This window comes from Pantoea sp. E2023-21 (assembly GCF_051302795.1).
GTDB classification, from domain to species: domain Bacteria; phylum Pseudomonadota; class Gammaproteobacteria; order Enterobacterales; family Enterobacteriaceae; genus Pantoea; species Pantoea ludwigii_A.
Genome location: NZ_CP195344.1, coordinates 504530 through 522109 on the forward strand (window position 1 = coordinate 504530; position 17580 = coordinate 522109).

General features: G+C 55.1%; 20 protein-coding genes. 12 read left to right on the forward strand and 8 right to left on the reverse strand.

Features of this window, described 5'->3' with window-relative positions; all coding sequences use genetic code 11:
• Positions 1-147 precede the first annotated feature (147 nt).
• The 10 genes from ACRQ84_RS02420 to rlmC all read left to right on the forward strand — a co-directional run bounded on the left by ACRQ84_RS02420 (position 148) and on the right by rlmC (position 8889).
• A complete protein-coding gene (locus ACRQ84_RS02420; protein ID WP_483817095.1) occupies positions 148-399 on the forward strand; it encodes a DUF1418 family protein in 252 nt (83 codons plus the stop codon).
• Positions 400-414: 15 nt separating this feature from the next.
• A complete protein-coding gene (gene nfsA, locus ACRQ84_RS02425) occupies positions 415-1137 on the forward strand; it encodes an oxygen-insensitive NADPH nitroreductase (RefSeq protein WP_483817096.1) in 723 nt (240 codons plus the stop codon).
• 17 nt (positions 1138-1154) lie between these two features.
• Entirely contained in the window at positions 1155-2057 is a 903-nt protein-coding gene (gene rimK, locus ACRQ84_RS02430) for a 30S ribosomal protein S6--L-glutamate ligase (protein WP_064740716.1), read from the forward strand.
• Positions 2058-2144: 87 nt separating this feature from the next.
• Entirely contained in the window at positions 2145-2624 is a 480-nt protein-coding gene (locus ACRQ84_RS02435) for a YbjN domain-containing protein (protein ID WP_064740717.1), read from the forward strand.
• Between the two features lie 372 nt (positions 2625-2996).
• On the forward strand, positions 2997-4106 hold the full coding sequence (gene potF / locus ACRQ84_RS02440; RefSeq protein ID WP_064740718.1) for a spermidine/putrescine ABC transporter substrate-binding protein PotF: 1110 nt from the start codon (positions 2997-2999) through the stop codon (positions 4104-4106).
• A 114-nt stretch (positions 4107-4220) separates the two neighbouring features.
• Positions 4221-5354 carry a putrescine ABC transporter ATP-binding subunit PotG gene (gene potG / locus ACRQ84_RS02445; protein WP_064741203.1) on the forward strand — a complete coding sequence of 378 codons (1134 nt, stop codon included), beginning with the start codon at positions 4221-4223 and terminating at the stop codon, positions 5352-5354.
• A gap of 9 nt (positions 5355-5363) precedes the next feature.
• Positions 5364-6320: a putrescine ABC transporter permease PotH gene (potH, locus tag ACRQ84_RS02450; RefSeq protein WP_483817097.1), complete on the forward strand. Its 957-nt coding sequence runs from the start codon at positions 5364-5366 to the stop codon at positions 6318-6320.
• Complete coding sequence (gene potI / locus ACRQ84_RS02455) at positions 6317-7162, forward strand: putrescine ABC transporter permease PotI (RefSeq protein ID WP_008102460.1); 846 nt, start codon at positions 6317-6319, stop codon at positions 7160-7162. The genes potH and potI overlap by 4 nt, the downstream gene beginning before the upstream one ends.
• A 74-nt stretch (positions 7163-7236) precedes the next feature.
• Positions 7237-7704 carry a YbjO family protein gene (locus ACRQ84_RS02460; protein WP_483817098.1) on the forward strand — a complete coding sequence of 156 codons (468 nt, stop codon included), beginning with the start codon at positions 7237-7239 and terminating at the stop codon, positions 7702-7704.
• A gap of 48 nt (positions 7705-7752) precedes the next feature.
• The gene (gene rlmC / locus ACRQ84_RS02465) at positions 7753-8889 is read left to right on the forward strand and encodes a 23S rRNA (uracil(747)-C(5))-methyltransferase RlmC (protein ID WP_483817099.1); all 1137 of its coding nucleotides are present in this window, start codon (positions 7753-7755) and stop codon (positions 8887-8889) included.
• A 62-nt stretch (positions 8890-8951) separates the two neighbouring features.
• Here the strand turns inward: rlmC and artJ (ACRQ84_RS02470) are convergent, their stop codons facing one another.
• From artJ (ACRQ84_RS02470) to ACRQ84_RS02495, 6 genes are all read right to left on the reverse strand, one after another.
• A complete protein-coding gene (gene artJ / locus ACRQ84_RS02470; RefSeq protein WP_176970897.1) occupies positions 8952-9683 on the reverse strand; it encodes an arginine ABC transporter substrate-binding protein in 732 nt (243 codons plus the stop codon).
• A gap of 132 nt (positions 9684-9815) precedes the next feature.
• Positions 9816-10484: an arginine ABC transporter permease ArtM gene (artM, locus tag ACRQ84_RS02475; RefSeq protein WP_483817100.1), complete on the reverse strand. Its 669-nt coding sequence runs from the start codon at positions 10482-10484 to the stop codon at positions 9816-9818.
• Positions 10485-10487: 3 nt separating this feature from the next.
• A complete protein-coding gene (artQ, locus tag ACRQ84_RS02480) occupies positions 10488-11201 on the reverse strand; it encodes an arginine ABC transporter permease ArtQ (protein WP_064740725.1) in 714 nt (237 codons plus the stop codon).
• A gap of 6 nt (positions 11202-11207) precedes the next feature.
• The gene (gene artJ, locus ACRQ84_RS02485) at positions 11208-11939 is read right to left on the reverse strand and encodes an arginine ABC transporter substrate-binding protein (RefSeq protein WP_008102446.1); all 732 of its coding nucleotides are present in this window, start codon (positions 11937-11939) and stop codon (positions 11208-11210) included.
• Positions 11940-11954: 15 nt separating this feature from the next.
• Positions 11955-12683 (reverse strand): arginine ABC transporter ATP-binding protein ArtP, encoded by a 729-nt coding sequence (gene artP, locus ACRQ84_RS02490; RefSeq protein WP_064740726.1) that lies wholly within the window; start codon positions 12681-12683, stop codon positions 11955-11957.
• A 239-nt stretch (positions 12684-12922) separates the two neighbouring features.
• Positions 12923-13462, reverse strand: a complete 540-nt coding sequence (locus tag ACRQ84_RS02495) for a lipoprotein (protein ID WP_483817101.1) — start codon at positions 13460-13462, stop codon at positions 12923-12925.
• Positions 13463-13570: 108 nt separating this feature from the next.
• Here ACRQ84_RS02495 and ACRQ84_RS02500 point away from each other — a divergent pair, with 108 nt between their 5' ends.
• Positions 13571-13891 (forward strand): heavy metal-binding domain-containing protein, encoded by a 321-nt coding sequence (locus ACRQ84_RS02500; protein ID WP_007887640.1) that lies wholly within the window; start codon positions 13571-13573, stop codon positions 13889-13891.
• Positions 13891-14715: an N-acetylmuramoyl-L-alanine amidase gene (locus ACRQ84_RS02505; protein WP_483817102.1), complete on the forward strand. Its 825-nt coding sequence runs from the start codon at positions 13891-13893 to the stop codon at positions 14713-14715. Before ACRQ84_RS02500 ends, ACRQ84_RS02505 begins: the two co-directional genes overlap by 1 nt.
• Positions 14716-14770: 55 nt before the next feature.
• Here the strand turns inward: ACRQ84_RS02505 and ltaE are convergent, their stop codons facing one another.
• On the reverse strand, positions 14771-15772 hold the full coding sequence (ltaE, locus tag ACRQ84_RS02510) for a low-specificity L-threonine aldolase (RefSeq protein ID WP_483817103.1): 1002 nt from the start codon (positions 15770-15772) through the stop codon (positions 14771-14773).
• A 67-nt stretch (positions 15773-15839) separates the two neighbouring features.
• Entirely contained in the window at positions 15840-17561 is a 1722-nt protein-coding gene (gene poxB, locus ACRQ84_RS02515) for a ubiquinone-dependent pyruvate dehydrogenase (RefSeq protein WP_064740730.1), read from the reverse strand.
• Positions 17562-17580: the final 19 nt, after the last annotated feature.

Here is a 17580-nt window from a genome sequence, read left to right on the forward strand (position 1 = left end):
TTTGTGACTAGAATCACATCACAGCGTGAATAATGCGTCACATCATGCCCGCCCATCCTGCTTAAAGGAAGAAGAAGTTACCTGTTATTCTGATACCTGCTGCCTATGCAGACGCTAAAACTGATTGTACGTTAAAGGATCCATCGCATGCGTAATCTCGCCACATTACCCAAACCCGTGTTGCTGCTCGAAGTGCTCGGCGTGCTTGCTGTGGTTGGCGCACTGCTGCTGACCAACGACTGGGTGAGCGCTCCCAACTTCATCGCGAAAAAGCCGCTGGCGACGCTACTGTTTTTTCTTGGCATCGCGCTGATGCTGCCTGCCGCATGGATGATGATGTGGCGCACGGCGAAGGCGATGGCCCCGCAATTGTTCAATCAATCCAACAAAAAGAAGTAACCACCGGAGAGGTTTATGACGCCGACTATCGATTTACTGTGCAGCCACCGTTCCATTCGCGCCTTTACTGAACAGGGCATTAATGAGGCGCAACGCAGCGCCATTATTGCAGCGGCACAAGCGGCTTCCACCTCCAGCTTTTTGCAGTGCTCCTCCATTATTCGTATCACCGATCCGGCAAAACGCGAGCAACTGGTGCAGCTGACTGGCGGCCAGCCGTGGGTGAGCGCGGCGGCGGAGTTTTGGGTGTTCTGCGCGGATTTCAATCGCCATCAGCAGATCTGCCCGGATGCGCAACTGGGACGTGCTGAACAGCTGCTGCTCGGCTGCGTTGATACCGCGCTAATGGCGCAAAATGCCATGGTGGCGGCCGAATCGCTCGGCCTTGGCGGCGTATTTATTGGCGGCATTCGCAATAGCATCGCTGAAGTGACCGAACTGCTTGAGCTGCCGAAGTTTGTACTGCCGCTGTTCGGCTTCTGCATGGGCCATCCGGCTGATGTACCGGACGTTAAACCGCGCATGCCACAAGCGATGCTGGTGCATGAAAATAGCTATCAACCCGTCGATAAAAGCGTGCTGGCACAGTACGATGAGCAAATTACCGCCTATTATCAGCAGCGCGACAGCAACCAGCGTTCTGAAACCTGGAGTCAGCTGATTCAGCGTCTGATCATCAAAGAAACGCGTCCCTTTATTCTGGATTACCTGCATCAGCAGGGGTGGGCGACACGCTAATCACAAGGAACTCTGCAATGAAGATGGCCATTCTCACCCGCGATGGATCGATTTATTCGTGTAAACGTCTGCACGACGCCGCGGAGGCGCGTGGCCATCAGGTGCAGATCATTGATCCGCTCTCCTGCTACATGAATATCAACTCCGATTCGCCGGCGGTGCATTACCGCGGCGAGGCGCTGGGGCATTTTGATGCGGTGATTCCGCGCATCGGCACCGCCACCACTTTTTACGGTACTGCAGTGCTGCGCCAGTTTGAGGTGCGCGGCAGCTATCCGCTCAATGAGTCGGTGGCGATTACCCGCGCGCGCGACAAACTGCGTTCGCTGCAGTTGCTGGCGCGTGAAGGTATCGATATGCCGATCACCGGTTTTGCCTCCTCGCCGGATGATACCGAGGATTTGATCGCCATGGTCGGCGGGGCACCGCTAGTGGTGAAGCTGGTGGAAGGCACGCAGGGCATTGGCGTGGTACTGGCGGAAACGCGTCAAGCGGCGGAGAGTGTGATCGATGCCTTTCGTGGCCTCAATGCCCATATTCTGGTGCAGGAATTCATCAAGGAAGCGCAAGGCCGCGACATTCGCTGTCTGGTGATTGGCGACGAGGTGGTAGCGGCGATTGAGCGCGAGGCGAAAGAGGGTGATTTTCGTTCCAATCTGCATCGCGGCGGCACAGCGCGCGCCGTGCAGATCACCGATCAGGAGCGGGATATCGCGGTAAAAGCCGCCAGCACGCTTGGGCTTGCCGTGGCCGGTGTGGATATTCTTCGCGCCCATCGTGGGCCGCTGGTGATGGAGGTGAATGCCTCACCGGGACTGGAAGGGATTGAAGGCATTACCGGTTTAGATATCGCCACCATGATGATCAAGTGGATTGAGCAGCATGCTTGCCCCGGCTATCGTCCTAAAACCGGCGGCTAAGCCGCGCTTTTCAGCGGTTTTCGTGGCATCCAGATCGGTTTTTCCGTAAGCTAAGGCGCTCATTTCTTCACCCCACAGGATATTACGATGGATTCACTGGTCGTTCCGGACATTGACGTACTGCGTCGCTGGCTGGATCAACAAAATATCACCTGGTTCGAATGCGATGCCTGTCAGGCACTGCACCTGCCGCACATGCAGAATTTTGACGGGGTGTTTGATGCAAAAATTGACCTGGTGGATAACGTCATCCTCTTTTCCGCGCTGGCAGAAGTAAAACCCACGGCGCTGATTCCGCTGGTAGGCGATTTATCGCAGATCAACGCCAGCTCGCTGACCATTAAAGCCTTTGTTGATATTCAGGACGACAATCTGCCGAAGCTGATTGTTTGCCAGTCGATCAGTACCAGCGCCGGATTAACCTTCGGTCAATTCTCCCACTTTATGAAGCAGAGTGAAGAGGGCGTTTCCATGGTAATTATGGAAGCCTTTGCCAACCACTTGCTGATAGTGGAAGAAGATGAGGAGCGACAACCCAGCGCCAGCAGCCACGCGATGCTGCACTGAGTTCCCCGCCTCGCTAACTGCCGCTTTTTGCGGCAGTTTTCATTTTAGCCCTACCACTTTTTATTCTGCATTTTGCCCTTTATTGCCAGATATTAGTTGTGCTTTATGCCACTAGTGCCAAACCCCATAGCAGAAACATGCATAACTTATCGCAAAAAGGCGTTTTTTAAGCTGGGATCTGGTGAAGGTGGTGCGGGGGGGCTATTCTTGCGGGGCTGCTTGAGACGTGCAACCTCAGCGCAGGTATAGGTTTTTGCTATTAAACTCCCGCTGAATATTGATTCATTGTGTGCCTGTAATTTTTACAGTAATCGCAACGTTCGGATCGCGTGTATACAGCGTTGTAATGACCCGCTCAGGAGGAAGGAAAACATGTTCAACCAACGTCAAAAATGGTTGCCAGGTGTGGTTGCTGGTGTGCTGATGGCTGCGGCCGCCGGTGCTCAGGCAGAAGATAAAACGCTGCATGTCTATAACTGGTCCGATTATATCGCGGCGGATACGGTACCGAATTTTGAAAAGCTGACCGGCGACAAGGTGGTCTACGACGTTTTCGATTCTAACGAGGTACTGGAAGGCAAACTGATGGCCGGCAGCACCGGCTATGACGTGGTGGTGCCATCGTCCAGTTTCCTTGCACGTCAGTTGCAATCGGGCGTATTCCAGGAGCTGGATAAGAGCAAACTGCCGAACTACAAAAACCTCGATCCCGATCTGATGGCGAAAGTGGCCCAGCACGATCCGGGTAACAAATACGCGATTCCTTACCTGTGGGGCACCACCGGCATCGGCTATAACATCGATAAAGTGAAAGCCGCACTGGGCAAAGATGCGCCGCTGGATAGCTGGGATCTGGTGCTGAAACCAGAGAATCTGGAAAAACTGAAAGGTTGCGGGGTGTCCTTCCTCGATGCGCCAGAAGAGATTTTTGCCACCGTGCTCAACTATCTCGGCAAAGATCCGAACAGCTCTGACGCGAAAGATTACTCTGGCGCGGCTACCGATTTGCTGCTGAAGCTGCGTCCGAACATCCGTTACTTCCACTCGTCGCAGTACATCAATGATCTGGCGAACGGCAATATCTGTGTCGCAATTGGTTGGTCGGGCGATATCCTGCAGGCCAAAGATCGTGCGGACAAAGCCAACAATGGTGTGCATCTCGGCTATATCGTGCCGAAGCAGGGCGCACTGGCGTTCTTCGACATGTTCGCGATTCCAAAAGACGCGAAAAATGTGGAAGGCGCATACAAGTTCCTGAATTACATGATGGATCCAAAAGTCATTGCTGATGTTTCCAACAACATCAACTACGCCAACGGTAACAAAGCGTCGCTGCCGCTGATTAATGCGGACGTGCGTAACAATCCGGGCATTTTCCCAACGCCGGATGCCATGGCCAAACTGTTTGTGCTCAAGGTCCAGGATCCGAAACTGGATCGTGTGCGTACCCGTGCATGGACTAAAGTAAAAAGTGGTAAGTAACTCGTTCTGAACGATTATTGCCTGAAGACGACAACAGAGGTGCGGTATTGGCCTCTGTTGTGCCATTTTTAGCGGCTGGCTGTGCCGCGCGATTTTAGCGCCGGAGAAATGTTAGTGAACGATGCGATTCCCCGCCCCCCAAATAAAACCGCTAAGGCGTTAACGCCGCTGCTGGAAATTCGCAACCTGACCAAATCTTTTGACGGTCAGCATGCCGTGGATGATGTCAGTCTGACCATTTACAAAGGTGAGATTTTTGCGCTGCTGGGTGCTTCCGGCTGCGGCAAATCGACCTTATTGCGTATGCTGGCGGGATTCGAGCCACCCACCAGCGGCCAGATTGTGCTGGATGGTCAGGATCTCTCGCATGTTCCGCCGTATAAGCGCCCGATCAACATGATGTTTCAGTCTTACGCGCTGTTCCCGCACATGACGGTGGAGCAGAACATCGCTTTTGGATTGAAGCAGGACAAACTGCCGAAAGGCGAAATCAGCAGCCGCGTCGAAGAGATGCTGTCACTGGTGCATATGCAGGAGTTCGCCAGGCGTAAGCCGCATCAGCTTTCTGGCGGTCAACGTCAGCGTGTGGCGCTGGCGCGTAGCCTGGCGAAGCGTCCAAAATTACTGCTGCTTGATGAACCGATGGGCGCGTTGGATAAAAAACTGCGTGATCGTATGCAGCACGAAGTGGTCGATATTCTCGAACGTGTGGGTGCCACCTGCGTGATGGTGACGCACGATCAGGAAGAAGCGATGACCATGGCGGGCCGCATCGCCATCATGAACCGCGGTAAATTCGTGCAGATCGGCGAGCCGGAAGAGATCTACGAGCATCCCACCAGCCGCTACAGCGCCGAGTTCATCGGTTCAGTCAATGTGTTCGAAGGGTTGCTGCGCGAACGTGGTGAAGACGCGCTGATCATTGATGCGCCCGGCCTGGTGCATCCGCTAAAAGTGCAGACCGATGTCTCAATCGTCGATAACGTGCCGGTGCACGTTGCGCTGCGTCCGGAAAAAGTGATGCTGTGCGAAGAGGTGCCAGCCGATGGCTGCAACTTTGCTGTCGGTGAAGTGGTACACATTGCTTATCTCGGCGACCTGTCGATTTATCACGTGCGTCTGCGCAGCGGCCAGATGATCAGCGCACAGTTGCAAAACGCCCATCGCTACCGCAAAGGCGCGCCAACATGGGGCGATGAAGTGCGTCTCTGCTGGGACGCCGACAGCTGTGTGGTTCTGACGGTTTAAGGGGGCGATATGAGCCAGATTTCTCAACGCAGCGCGCCTGAAGTGGTGGGCACGCCGCTGCAGCGCTGGGCCACGCGTATCAAAATGCAGCACGGTCGCAAGCTGGTCATTGCTTTGCCTTACCTGTGGCTGATCCTGCTGTTCCTGCTGCCGTTCCTGATCGTGCTGAAGATCAGCTTCGCCGATATTGCGCGCGCGATTCCGCCGTATACCGATTTGGTTACCTGGGCGGATGGTCAGCTCAATCTGGTGCTCAATCTCGGCAACTACTTCACGCTGACCGACGATCCGCTGTATGCCGATGCGTATTTGACGTCGCTGAAAGTGGCGGGCATCTCCACCATTATCTGCCTGATGATCGGTTATCCGCTGGCGTGGGCGGTGGCGCACAGCAAGCCGTCGATGCGCACCATTCTGCTGTTGCTGGTGATCCTACCGTCGTGGACCTCCTTCCTGGTGCGCGTTTACGCGTGGATGGGGCTGCTCAATAACAACGGTATTCTCAACCGCTTCCTGATGTGGCTCGGCGTTATCGATCATCCGCTGGTGATTCTCTATACCAATACCGCGGTGTATATCGGCATCGTTTACTGTTATCTGCCGTTTATGGTACTGCCGATTTATACCGCGCTGACGCGTATCGATTATTCACTGGTGGAAGCGTCGCTGGATCTTGGCGCACGCCCGCTGAAGACCTTCTTCAGTGTGATTGTACCGCTGACCAAAGGCGGGATTATTGCCGGTTCAATGCTGGTATTTATTCCAGCGGTGGGCGAGTACGTGATCCCTGAACTGCTGGGCGGTCCGGACAGCATCATGATTGGGCGTATTTTGTGGCAGGAGTTTTTCAACAACCGCGACTGGCCGGTCGCATCCGCGCTGGCGGTGATCATTTTGTTGATCCTGATTCTGCCGATTATCTGGTTCCATAAGCATCAAAACCGTGAAGTGGGAGAGAAGGAATGAGCCAGTTACCGACCATTCGATCTCCGTGGCGCACCGTGATTCTGGTGCTGTGCTTTATGTTCCTGTACGCGCCAATGCTGCTGCTGGTGGTGTACTCCTTTAACAGTTCGCCGCTGGTCACGGTATGGGAGAATTTTTCATTCCACTGGTACAAAGTGTTGTTTCAGGATCAGGCAATGCTCGATGCGGTGGGCCTCAGCCTGACTATCGCCGCGCTTTCAGCCACCATGGCGGTGGTGCTCGGTACCATGGCGGCGGTGGTGATTGTGCGCTTTGGCCGTTTCCGTGGGCATAACGGCTTCGCCTTTATGCTAACCGCGCCGCTGGTGATGCCCGATGTGATCACCGGTTTATCGCTGCTGCTGCTGTTTGTGGCGATGGGCAATACCTTTGGCTGGCCAAGCGATCGCGGCATGCTGACCATCTGGCTGGCGCACGTCACCTTCTGTACCGCTTACGTGGCGGTGGTGATTAACTCACGATTGCGCGAGCTGGATCGCTCGATTGAAGAGGCGGCGATGGATCTCGGCGCAACGCCGGTGAAAGTGTTTTTCGTCATCACGGTGCCGATGATTGCGCCTGCTATCGTGACTGGCTGGCTGCTGGCGTTTACGTTATCGCTCGACGATTTAGTGATAGCCAGCTTTGTGACCGGCCCTGGCGCGACCACCTTGCCGATGGCGATTTTCGCCACCGTGCGTCGTGGCGTGAATCCGGAGATCAATGCGTTAGCCTCGCTGATTCTGTTTGTCGTCGGTTTAGTCGGTTTTATCGCCTGGCGTTTTATGGCGCACGAAGAAAAGCAGCGTTTACGCGATATTCAGAAAGCAAAACGTGGCTGAACGTCGTAACATTTGCCACCATAAGAACGGGCTGATTATATCGGCCCGTTTTATTATGGTGACGGAGCCAAACCATGTCGGAAACCCTGAAAAACGGTGCAATGATTAACGTTACGCCGGTGCCTGTGCTGGTGGCGGGCAACGCCATCATTATTACGCGCTGCCTCAGCGTGTTGATGCTGGCTAACGAACTGGGTTATGACGAACTCGCCAACTTTGTGCATCGCAGCGCACAAGCCTGGGATTCCACCCTGATCTTTATCGCCAGCCAGCTGATTTTCCTGTTTGAACTGCGTTGTGCCTTTACCCTGATGCGCGGCAATAATCGTGGGCGCTGGGGCTATGTTGCGACACAAATCATTGTACTGATCTATATGTTGATGGCCTCGGTGGGCTGGATTTACCCGGAGATTTTCAGCATTCCCGGCGAAAGTAACGCGCAGATTATTCACCACACGCTGCTGCAAAAGCTGCCGGATGTAGTGGTGCTAGGACTGCTGTTTGTGCCCGCCAGCAGCCGCGCTTTTTTCCGGTACCGGTGATACAATCGCCCCCCATTTTTTCTCCCGATTCTGAATACAGGCATTTGCATGCATTGCGCGCTTTATGATGCCGGTCGCTGTCGCTCGTGCCAGTGGCTGGAAAAACCCTATCCGCAACAGCTCAACGACAAGCAGTCGCTGCTGGAACAACTGCTGGCTGAGAGGCCGGTAGGCGAATGGCTGACGCCGGTGGCATCCGGGCAGCAAGGGTTTCGTAATAAGGCCAAAATGGTGGTGAGCGGCAGCGTTGAGCGGCCGATTCTCGGTATGGTGGCACGCGACGGTGAGCCGGTGGATTTATGCGCCTGTCCGCTGTATCCGCATAGCTTTGGCGCGGTATTTGAGGTGCTTAAACCCTTTATCGCCCGCGCCGGTTTAACCCCCTACAACGTGGCGCGCAAACGCGGTGAGCTGAAATTTCTGCTGTTAACTGAAAGCACGCAGGGTGGCATGATGCTGCGCTTTGTGCTGCGTTCCACCAGTAAGTTACAACAGCTGCGCGATGCCCTGCCGTGGCTGCAACAACAGCTGCCGCAGTTGAAGGTGATCTCCGCCAATATTCAGCCAGTGCATATGGCGATTCTTGAAGGTGATGAAGAGATTGCGCTGACGTCCGATCAGGCGCTGGCGGAAAGCTTCAATCAGGTACCGCTCTATATCCGTCCGCAGAGCTTCTTCCAGACCAACCCAAAAGTGGCGGCCGATCTTTACGCCACCGCACGCGATTGGGTCGCGCAGTTGTCGGTGAGCAGCATGTGGGATCTGTTTTGTGGTGTGGGGGGATTTGGCTTGCACTGCGCCACGCCTGAGATGCAGCTGACCGGCATCGAGATCAATGCCGAGGCCATCGCCTGTGCGCAGCAGTCGGCCCAACAGCTTGGATTAGAGAAAGTGAGCTTTGCCGCGCTGGATTCCACGCAATTCGCCACTTCACGTGAGCAGGTGCCGCAGCTGGTGCTGGTCAATCCGCCACGTCGCGGTATCGGCGCGGAGTTGTGTGCCTATCTCAGTGAGGTGGCGCCCGACTATATTCTTTATTCCAGCTGCAATCCCACCAGCATGGCGCAGGACATTGTGCGTCTGGCGGAATATAGCGTGAGCCGCGTGCAGCTGTTCGACATGTTCCCGCATACCGCGCATTTTGAAGTGCTGTGTTTGCTGATCAAGAAGGGCGGAACAGCATAGCGTTTACCTGAACGGAGGACGTGCAGAACCTGCCAGACGCACGCCACGCTATTCCATAATATTTATTCCGGGAACCACTTCTGATTGATCTGCTGCCAGGTGCCGTTGGCTTTCAACGCCACTAACGCGCTGTTCAGCTCATTTAGCAGCGGCTCATTGCCTTTACGCACCGCAATCCCTAAACCGGTGCCGAAGAAATCGGTGTCAGTGATGTGCTCGCCTACCGCGCTGAGATCCTCATTGGCCTTCAGCCACTGATTTACCACTGCCGTATCGCCAAACACGCCGTTCAGACGGCCGTTCTTCAGATCGAGAATCGCGTTTTGGTAGCTGTCATACGCCACCGCAATCACCTCTGGATGTTTCTCCAGCAGGTATTTCTGATGCGTGGTGCCGTTCTCCACGCCAACACGTTTGCCTTTCAGCTGGCTGAAGTCAGTGAACTGGCCTTTGTGCGCAATCACAATCGCCGAGTTAGCGTAGTAAGGCTGGGTGAAATCCACCTGCTTGCTGCGATCGGCGGTGATATCCATACCTGAAATCACGGCATCATAGCGACGGAATTTCAGTGAAGGAATCAGGCTATCGAAGGCATTATTGGTGAAGGTGCAATCCGCTTTCATTTGCTGACACAGTGCTTTTGCCAGATCGATATCGAAGCCAACGATTTGGTTGTCGTGATCGAGGGATTCGAACGGGGGATAAGTTGCGGAAGAGGCGAAGCGGATTTTTTCAGCCGCATAAGCATTCATTGCCAGAGTTGCCAGCGCAGCAGCAACGATCCATTTTTTCATTATGTAACTCCTGTAAACCATGCCAGAGACGGAACGGGTTACACGATGCCAGTTAATGAATTTATATGCAATATTTTTGCTTAATGATTTAAATGAAAACGGGCGCCTTTTCGGGCGCCCGCTGTGGTTACATCAGTTACGGCGCTCAAATGCCAGCGCACGCTTCTCAACCAGACGCATCATTAACGTCAGCAAGCCGTTAACCACCAGATAGATCAGGCCAGCGGCAGCATACACCGAGATATCGTAAGTGCGGCCATACAGCAACTGTCCGTGACCCATGACTTCCATCAGCGTGATGGTGTAAGCCAGCGAGGTACTTTTGAATACCAGCACCACTTCGTTGGAGTAGGAGGACAGGGCGCGCTTAAAGGCGTACGGCAGCAAAATGCGTAGCGTATCTTTACGATTCATGCCGAGCGCAGCACAGGATTGCCATTGACCAGACGGAATCGCGCGCACCGCACCGTAAAACAGCTGCGTGGTATAGGCGGCGCTGTTGAGCGACAGCGCCAGCAGTGCGCACAGCCAGGGTTGCGACAGCAGATGCCACAGCCACGGAATGTTCTGGATGCTGGGGAACTGGCCGGGTCCGTAGTAGATCAGGAAGATCTGCACCAGCAGCGGCGTACCGGTAAACAGGGTGATATAGCCTTTCACCAGCCAGTTTAGCACCGGCAGTTTAAGCGCCAGCACGATGGTACACAGCACCGACAGCACCAGCGCGGCAATCAACGATGCCACGGTCAGCGTGAGGCTGGTATGAAGCCCTTTTAGCAGCTCGGGTAAGTAATCCAGCATGCGTTAGGCCCCTCGCTCGAAACGCGTGGTGCGCAATTCAATACGGCGCAATACAGCCTGACTGAACAGCGTGATAATCAGATAGATCGCCGCCGCCACCAGATACCAGGTAAACGGCTCTTGGGTGCGGGTGGCAATACTTTTGGTTTGTAGCATCAGGTCGTTCACGCTGATCAGTGATACCAGCGCGGTATCCTTCAGCAGCACCAGCCATTGGTTACCCAAACCTGGCAGCGCGTGTCGCCACATCTGCGGCATAATCAGGCGCAAGAAAATCGCCGACTTCTTCATGCCAAGCGCCTGACCCGATTCCCATTGACCGACCGGCACCGCTTTCAGCGCGCCGCGCAGGGTTTGCGACGCATAGGCGGAATAGAGCATCGCCAGCGCAATCACACCACACAGGAAGGGACTGACGTCGAAGTTTTCAATCTGTACCTGCACCGGAATGTTGAACAGGCCAAGATTGATATGGAAGCCATCGGAGAGCGTCAGCAGCAGTTGAGAGGCGCCAAAATAGATAAACAGCACCACCAGAATTTCCGGCAGGCCGCGAATCAAGGTCACCAGCACAGTACCGAGCCACGCCAGCGGTTTCCAGCGCACTGATTCCCAACCAGCAAAAATCATCGCCAGCACCAGGCCGGCGATCAGTGCACAAACGGCAAGGCCGACGGTCATGCCGGCGGCGCTTGCGAGTGGAATCATTTCATTCATCAGAAATTACTGCTGGAACCATTTGCTGTAGATGGTTTTGTAAGTACCGTCGGCCTTGATCTTCTCCAGCGCGGCATTGAATTTGCCCTGCAACTCGCTGTTGCCCTGACGCACCGCAATACCTAAACCGGTACCGAAGTAATCTTTATCCGTCACTTTCTCACCCAGCGGCGCGAGGTTGGCGTTCTGTTTCAGCCATTCGTTTACCACCGCGGTGTCACCGAATACGGCGTCGATGCGGCCATTTTTCAGATCCAGCACCGCGTTCTGATAGCTGTCGTAAGGCACCACGGTGATGTCGCTGTGTTTGTCAGACAGGTATTTCTGGTGCGTGGTACCGTTTTGCACGCCAACACGTTTGCCTTTCAGCGCGGCTACGTCAGCCATTTTGCCTTTCTGCGCGATGAAGATGGCCGAGTTGTCGTAGTACGGTTTAGAGAACAGCACTTGCTTCTCACGATCGGGCGTGATGTCCATGCCCGCCATTACCGCATCAAAACGACGGAATTTCAGGCTTGGGATCAAGCTATCAAACGCCTGATTAGTAAAGGTGCAGGTCGCATCCATCTCTTTACACAGCGCGTTAGCCAGATCGACATCAAAGCCCTGAATTTTGTTGTCAGAGTCAACAAATTCAAAGGGAGGATATGAAGCCTCGGTAGCGAAACGCAATGTCTGTGCAGCAGACGCGCTCAGGCTCAGGCCGGCAAGGAGGGCAGCAATTACAACTTTTTTCATTAGAAGCTTCCTGACTTAATGCGAAAGATAATTAGCAAACGCGTCGGTTTGCGGCTGTGTAAAGTGGCTGGCATCGCCTTGCTCAACGATGTGACCGTTTTCCATGTACACCACGCGGCTGGCGGTTTTACGCGCCACTTCCACTTCGTGCGTCACGATCACTTGCGTGATGTTGGTCTGGGCCAGCTCACGAATAATGCTGACAATCTGGGCGGTGATTTCGGGATCGAGTGCAGCGGTCGGTTCATCAAACAGCAGCACCTGCGGCTCCATCATCAGCGCACGGGCAATTGCCACGCGCTGCTGCTGACCACCGGAAAGATGCAGCGGGAAACGATCGGCATACGGCGTCAGCCGCAGACGTTCCAGCAGCTTTTCGGCACGCGCTCGCGCAGCGTCTTTGCTGAGACCGAGCACGCGGCACGGCGCTTCAATCAGGTTCTGCACCACGCTCAGGTGCGGCCACAGATTGTATTGCTGGAATACCATGCCCACGTTCTGACGCAGCTCGCGAATCGCGCTGTCAGAAGGCGCTTTGGTGAAATCAAACTGGTTGCCGGCAATCTGCAGGCTGCCGGAACGCGGTTGCTCCAGCAAATTGAGGACGCGCAGGAGCGAACTTTTACCCGCGCCACTCGGGCCGAGCAACACCAGCGTTTCACCCTGCGGACAAGCCAGGTTGATATCGAACAGCGCCTGATGGGCACCGTAAAAACAGTTTATGGCGTTTAGTTGAATACTCATGCGCAAAAAATGAATAGTAATTAGTGTCGCGGATTTTAACGTCACCAGAATAGTTATGCAATTGTGGTGGGTTAATATTTATTAAAGAGCAGTGAAACAACCAAAGCGTAGCACAATATCGCGCAACTCAAGGTGGCAGAGGGCTGGCGAGCCCTATTTAGTTCACAAAATATCAACAAAAAGCGCCGCAAGGATGCGGCGCGCTAATCAATGGTGTTAACTGTAGGAAAAGTGAACGGTTACTTTTTCGCTTCCAGCAGTTGCGTCAGTGAACCGCCGCCAACGTGTGGCACCTGGCCGACATAACGCACATCATCAACTACCCAGCAGGTGCCTTCGTGGATCATCAGCACTTCATCTTGCCAGGTTTTATTGTCGCGGCTTAGCTCAACGCGCAGCGGGATATTGCGCGCGTCGCGATTGGGAATGGTGGATGCGCTGGCGACGTCAGCCGAAGTTGGGCCTTGCGCCAGGCTGGAGAACAGGTCGCCGCGGGTCCACGCCGCGGGTTTCGGGTTCTGGCTGCTGGCACTCAGCAGCTTCTGATACAGGTGATCGCTCAGGTAAGGGCGATATTTCGCCAGCGTGTTGCTGTCTGGCAAACCTTGCGTTGGCTGGCTAACGCGTAAATCGTAGAACTGTTGCGCCACGCTGTCTGGACCACCCTCAACGCAGGCCGCGGTGCGCGGGCCATTATCCTTAATGACCGGCTCAACGGTGGTACAGGCACTTAGCAGCAACGCCGCGGGAATAAGCAGCGCAAAGGCATTGTTTCTCATCTCGATTTCCTTATTGTTCACTGGCAAAGCGCCATTTTTAGCATAGAGTATAGCCTTGCTTTTACGCCGTACGAGCTATAACCAGCTGATTCAGAAAAGGAGAACACCATGAAATTTTCTACAACGCCCACGTTGGAAGGACACAGCATCAGTGAATATTGCGGCGTGGTCGCTGGTGAAGCGATTCTTGGCGCCAATATTTTCCGCGATTTTTTTGCCGGCATCCGCGATATCGTCGGTGGTCGCTCTGGCGCTTACGAAAAAGAGTTGCGTAAAGCGCGCCAGATCGCTTTCAAAGAGCTGGAGGAGCAGGCGAAAGCGCTCGGCGCCAACGCGGTAGTGGGCATTGATATCGACTACGAAACCGTGGGTAAAGAGGGCAGCATGTTGATGGTCAGCGTCACCGGCACCGCCGTGATTATTCGCTAATGCGCGTGGTTGTCCTGTTGGCGATGGCCTTTTTGCTGAGCGCCTGTCAGTCATCGATTGAAGCGCGCCACGGTTATTGGGTGGATACCGCTCATCCGGCGCAGGGCGCACGACCGCGCATCAAAGTGGTGGTGATTCATTACACCGCCGAAGATTTTTCCAGTTCGCTGGCAACACTCACCGATCGGGAAGTTAGCGCGCACTATCTGATTCCACAGCATCCGCCGCAGAAAAACGGCAAGGGCGTGGTGTGGCAACTGGTACCAGAAAGCCAACTCGCGTGGCACGCAGGCCCCAGTTTCTGGCGCGGTGCGACGCGCATCAATGACACGTCGATTGGTATTGAAATCGTTAACAGTGGCTACCGCCGTACTTTGACAGGTTTGCAGTGGCAGCCCTTTACGCCGCAGCAGATCAGCGCGCTGGCGGCGCTGGTTGAAGACATTACGCAGCGCTACGGCATCTCGCCGGAAAATGTGGTGGGGCACAGCGATATCGCGCCGCAGCGTAAGCAGGATCCCGGTCCGCTGTTTCCGTGGCAGCGATTGGCAGAACAAGGTTTAGGTGCGTGGCCCGAGCAGGCGACGGTACAGCGCTATCTCAACGGATGCCCCGCTGAAGAAGCGGTGGATCCGGCTGAGCTGCTGGATACGCTACAGCGTTATGGTTACGACGTATCAGCGGCCACTACGCCACAGATGCAGCGCAAGCTGATTGCGGCGTTTCAGATGCATTTCCGCCCGCATGATTATCGCGGCATCGCCGATGCGGAAACCCTGGCGATTGCCCGCGCGTTATTAGCGAAGTACGGTGCGGCGCAGTGATGCTCCATATTGGTCGCCATGAATGGCGCCCCTACGGAACATCGCGCACCGGCGTTTATTGCTGCAGAAATGCCTGCCAGTGCGCCACCAAACGTTGCAGATCCTGACGGCTGACATCCAGATGCGTCACAATGCGCGTCACTGGACCCACGCTAATGAGCACGTCGCCCGCCTGCATCCAGCTTTTTAGTGCTTCAACCTGCTCCGGTGACACCTTCACAAACAGCATATTGGTGTGTTGATTAAGCACCTCAACGCCGATGGCGCTCAACTGATCGCCCAACCACGCCGCGTTGTCATGATCGTCCTTAAGACGTGCCACGTTATGCTTTAACGCATAGAGCCCGGCCGCGGCCAGAATGCCTGACTGACGCATGCCGCCGCCGGTCATTTTGCGCCAGCGGCGCGCCTCTTCGATATAGGCGTCATCGCCACACAGCAGCGAACCAATCGGCGTGCCGAGTCCTTTTGACAGGCAGATAGTTAACGTGTCGCAGTAGCGCGCAATGGCTTCCAGTTCAACATTCTGCGCCACCACGGCATTAAAAATACGTGCGCCGTCGATGTGCAGCGCCAGCTTGCGCTCGCGAGTGAATGTCCATGCTTGTTCGAGATAGCTCAGCGGCAGCACTTTACCGTGATGCGTGTTTTCCAGGCTTAACAAGCGCGTGCGGGCGAAGTGAAAATCATCGGGTTTAATGGCGGCAGCAACATCGGCGAGCGGCAGGGAACCATCTTCGGCGTGCAGAATCGGTTGTGGCTGAATGCTGCCGAGCACCGCGGCACCACCGGCTTCATATTTGTAGTTATGCGCTTGCTGGCCAACGATATATTCATCGCCGCGCTGGCAGTGACACAGCAGCGCCACCAGATTAGCTTGCGTGCCGGTGGGGAAGAACAGGGCAGCGGCTTTACCGCTCAAGCGTGCGGCTTCAACTTCCAGTGCGTGGACGGTGGGGTCATCGCGGTAGACATCATCGCCGGTTTCGGCTGCCATCATGGCATCGAGCATGGCAGCACTGGGGCGGGTTACGGTATCACTGCGTAAATCGATCACGTCGCTCTCCTGAAATAAAAAAGCGGGCGAAGCGCCCGCATTGTCATCATGTTTGGCCTAATTTGTTTTACCTCAGCCAGTTGGTTTTCGCCAGCTCCACGATTTCATCACCGCGTCCATTCAGAATGGCGCGCATCATGTACAGGCTGAAACCTTTGGCCTGTTCGGCTTTGATCTGCGGTGGCATCGACAACTCTTCCTTGGCGGTAATCGCGTCAATCAGTACCGGACCATCATGCGCAAAGGCTTCCTGCAACACGCCGTTCAGCTCCGAGGCTTTCTCCACGCGCATACCTTTGATGCCGCAGGCGGCGGCAATCGCAGCAAAATCTGGATTCTCAAGATCGGTGCCATCGGTGAGATAACCGCCGGCCTTCATCTCCATCGCCACAAAGCCCAGCACGCTGTTATTGAAGATCACCAGTTTCACCGGCAATTTCAGTTGTGCCACCGAGATGAAATCGCCCATCAGCATGCTAAAACCGCCGTCGCCACACAGCGCGACCACCTGACGCTGTTTGTCCAGCGACTGTGCGCCCAAGGCTTGTGGCATGGCATTGGCCATCGAACCGTGATTAAACGAACCGATCAGGCGACGCTTGCCGTTCATCTTCAGATAGCGCGCCGCCCACACGGTTGGCGTACCCACGTCGCAGGTGAAGATGGCGTCGTCATCGGCGTATTCGCTGATTTGCTGGGCCAGATATTGTGGGTGAATCGGCAACTTGTCATTGGCGGTGGCCAGCTCGTCCAATCCTTTACGCGCATCGACGTAATGTTCCAGTGCCTTGTCCAGATGCTGGCGATCGGTTTTGCTGCTGAGCTGCGGCTGCAGCGCATGCAAGGTGGTTTTGATATCACCGACCAGCGCCATATCGACATGGCTGTGCGAGCCGAGGCTGCCGGGATTAATATCGATCTGAATGATTTTGGCATCGGCAGGATAGAAGGCGCGATAGGGGAATTGTGTACCGAGCAACACCAGGGTATCGGCGTTCATCATGGCGTGGAAACCGGAGGAGAAGCCAATCAGTCCGGTCATGCCGACGTCGTAAGGGTTGTCGTATTCGATGTGCTCTTTACCGCGCATCGCATGTACGATTGGCGCTTTCAGCGTCTCAGCCAGCTTAACCACTTCGGCATGCGCCCCAGCGCAGCCGCTGCCGCACAACAGGGTAATATTTTTCGCGTCGTTCAGTGTTGCAGCCAACGCGGCCACTTCACTGGCATTAGGCACCACATGCGGCAGTTGCGGTGGATACCATTCGCTGCGCGCGCTTTCCGGTGCAGGCTGCAGCGCCACATCGCCGGGGATGACCACGACCGATACGCCACGATTGAGAATGGCTTTACGCATCGCAATGCCCAGCACCTGCGGCAACTGCTCTGGATTTGAAACCAGTTCGCAATAATGGCTGCACTCACGGAACAATTCTTGCGGATGGGTTTCCTGAAAATAGCCGCTGCCGATTTCGCTGGAAGGAATGTGAGCGGCGATTGCCAATACTGGAACGTGGTTGCGGTGGCAATCAAACAAGCCGTTGATTAAGTGAAGGTTGCCAGGCCCACATGAACCGGCACATACCGCCAGTTCACCGCTGATTTGTGCTTCGGCGCCGGCCGCGAATGCCGCGACTTCTTCATGGCGCGTCGGCATCCATTCAATGGTGCCCATACGATTCAAGCTGTCGCTCAGGCCGTTCAGCGAGTCGCCGGTGACGCCCCAAATGCGTTTCACCCCGGCGTTTTCAAGGGTTTTTGCCAGCAGTGCCGCCACAGTTTGCTTCATCGTTTGCTCCTTTCTGGTG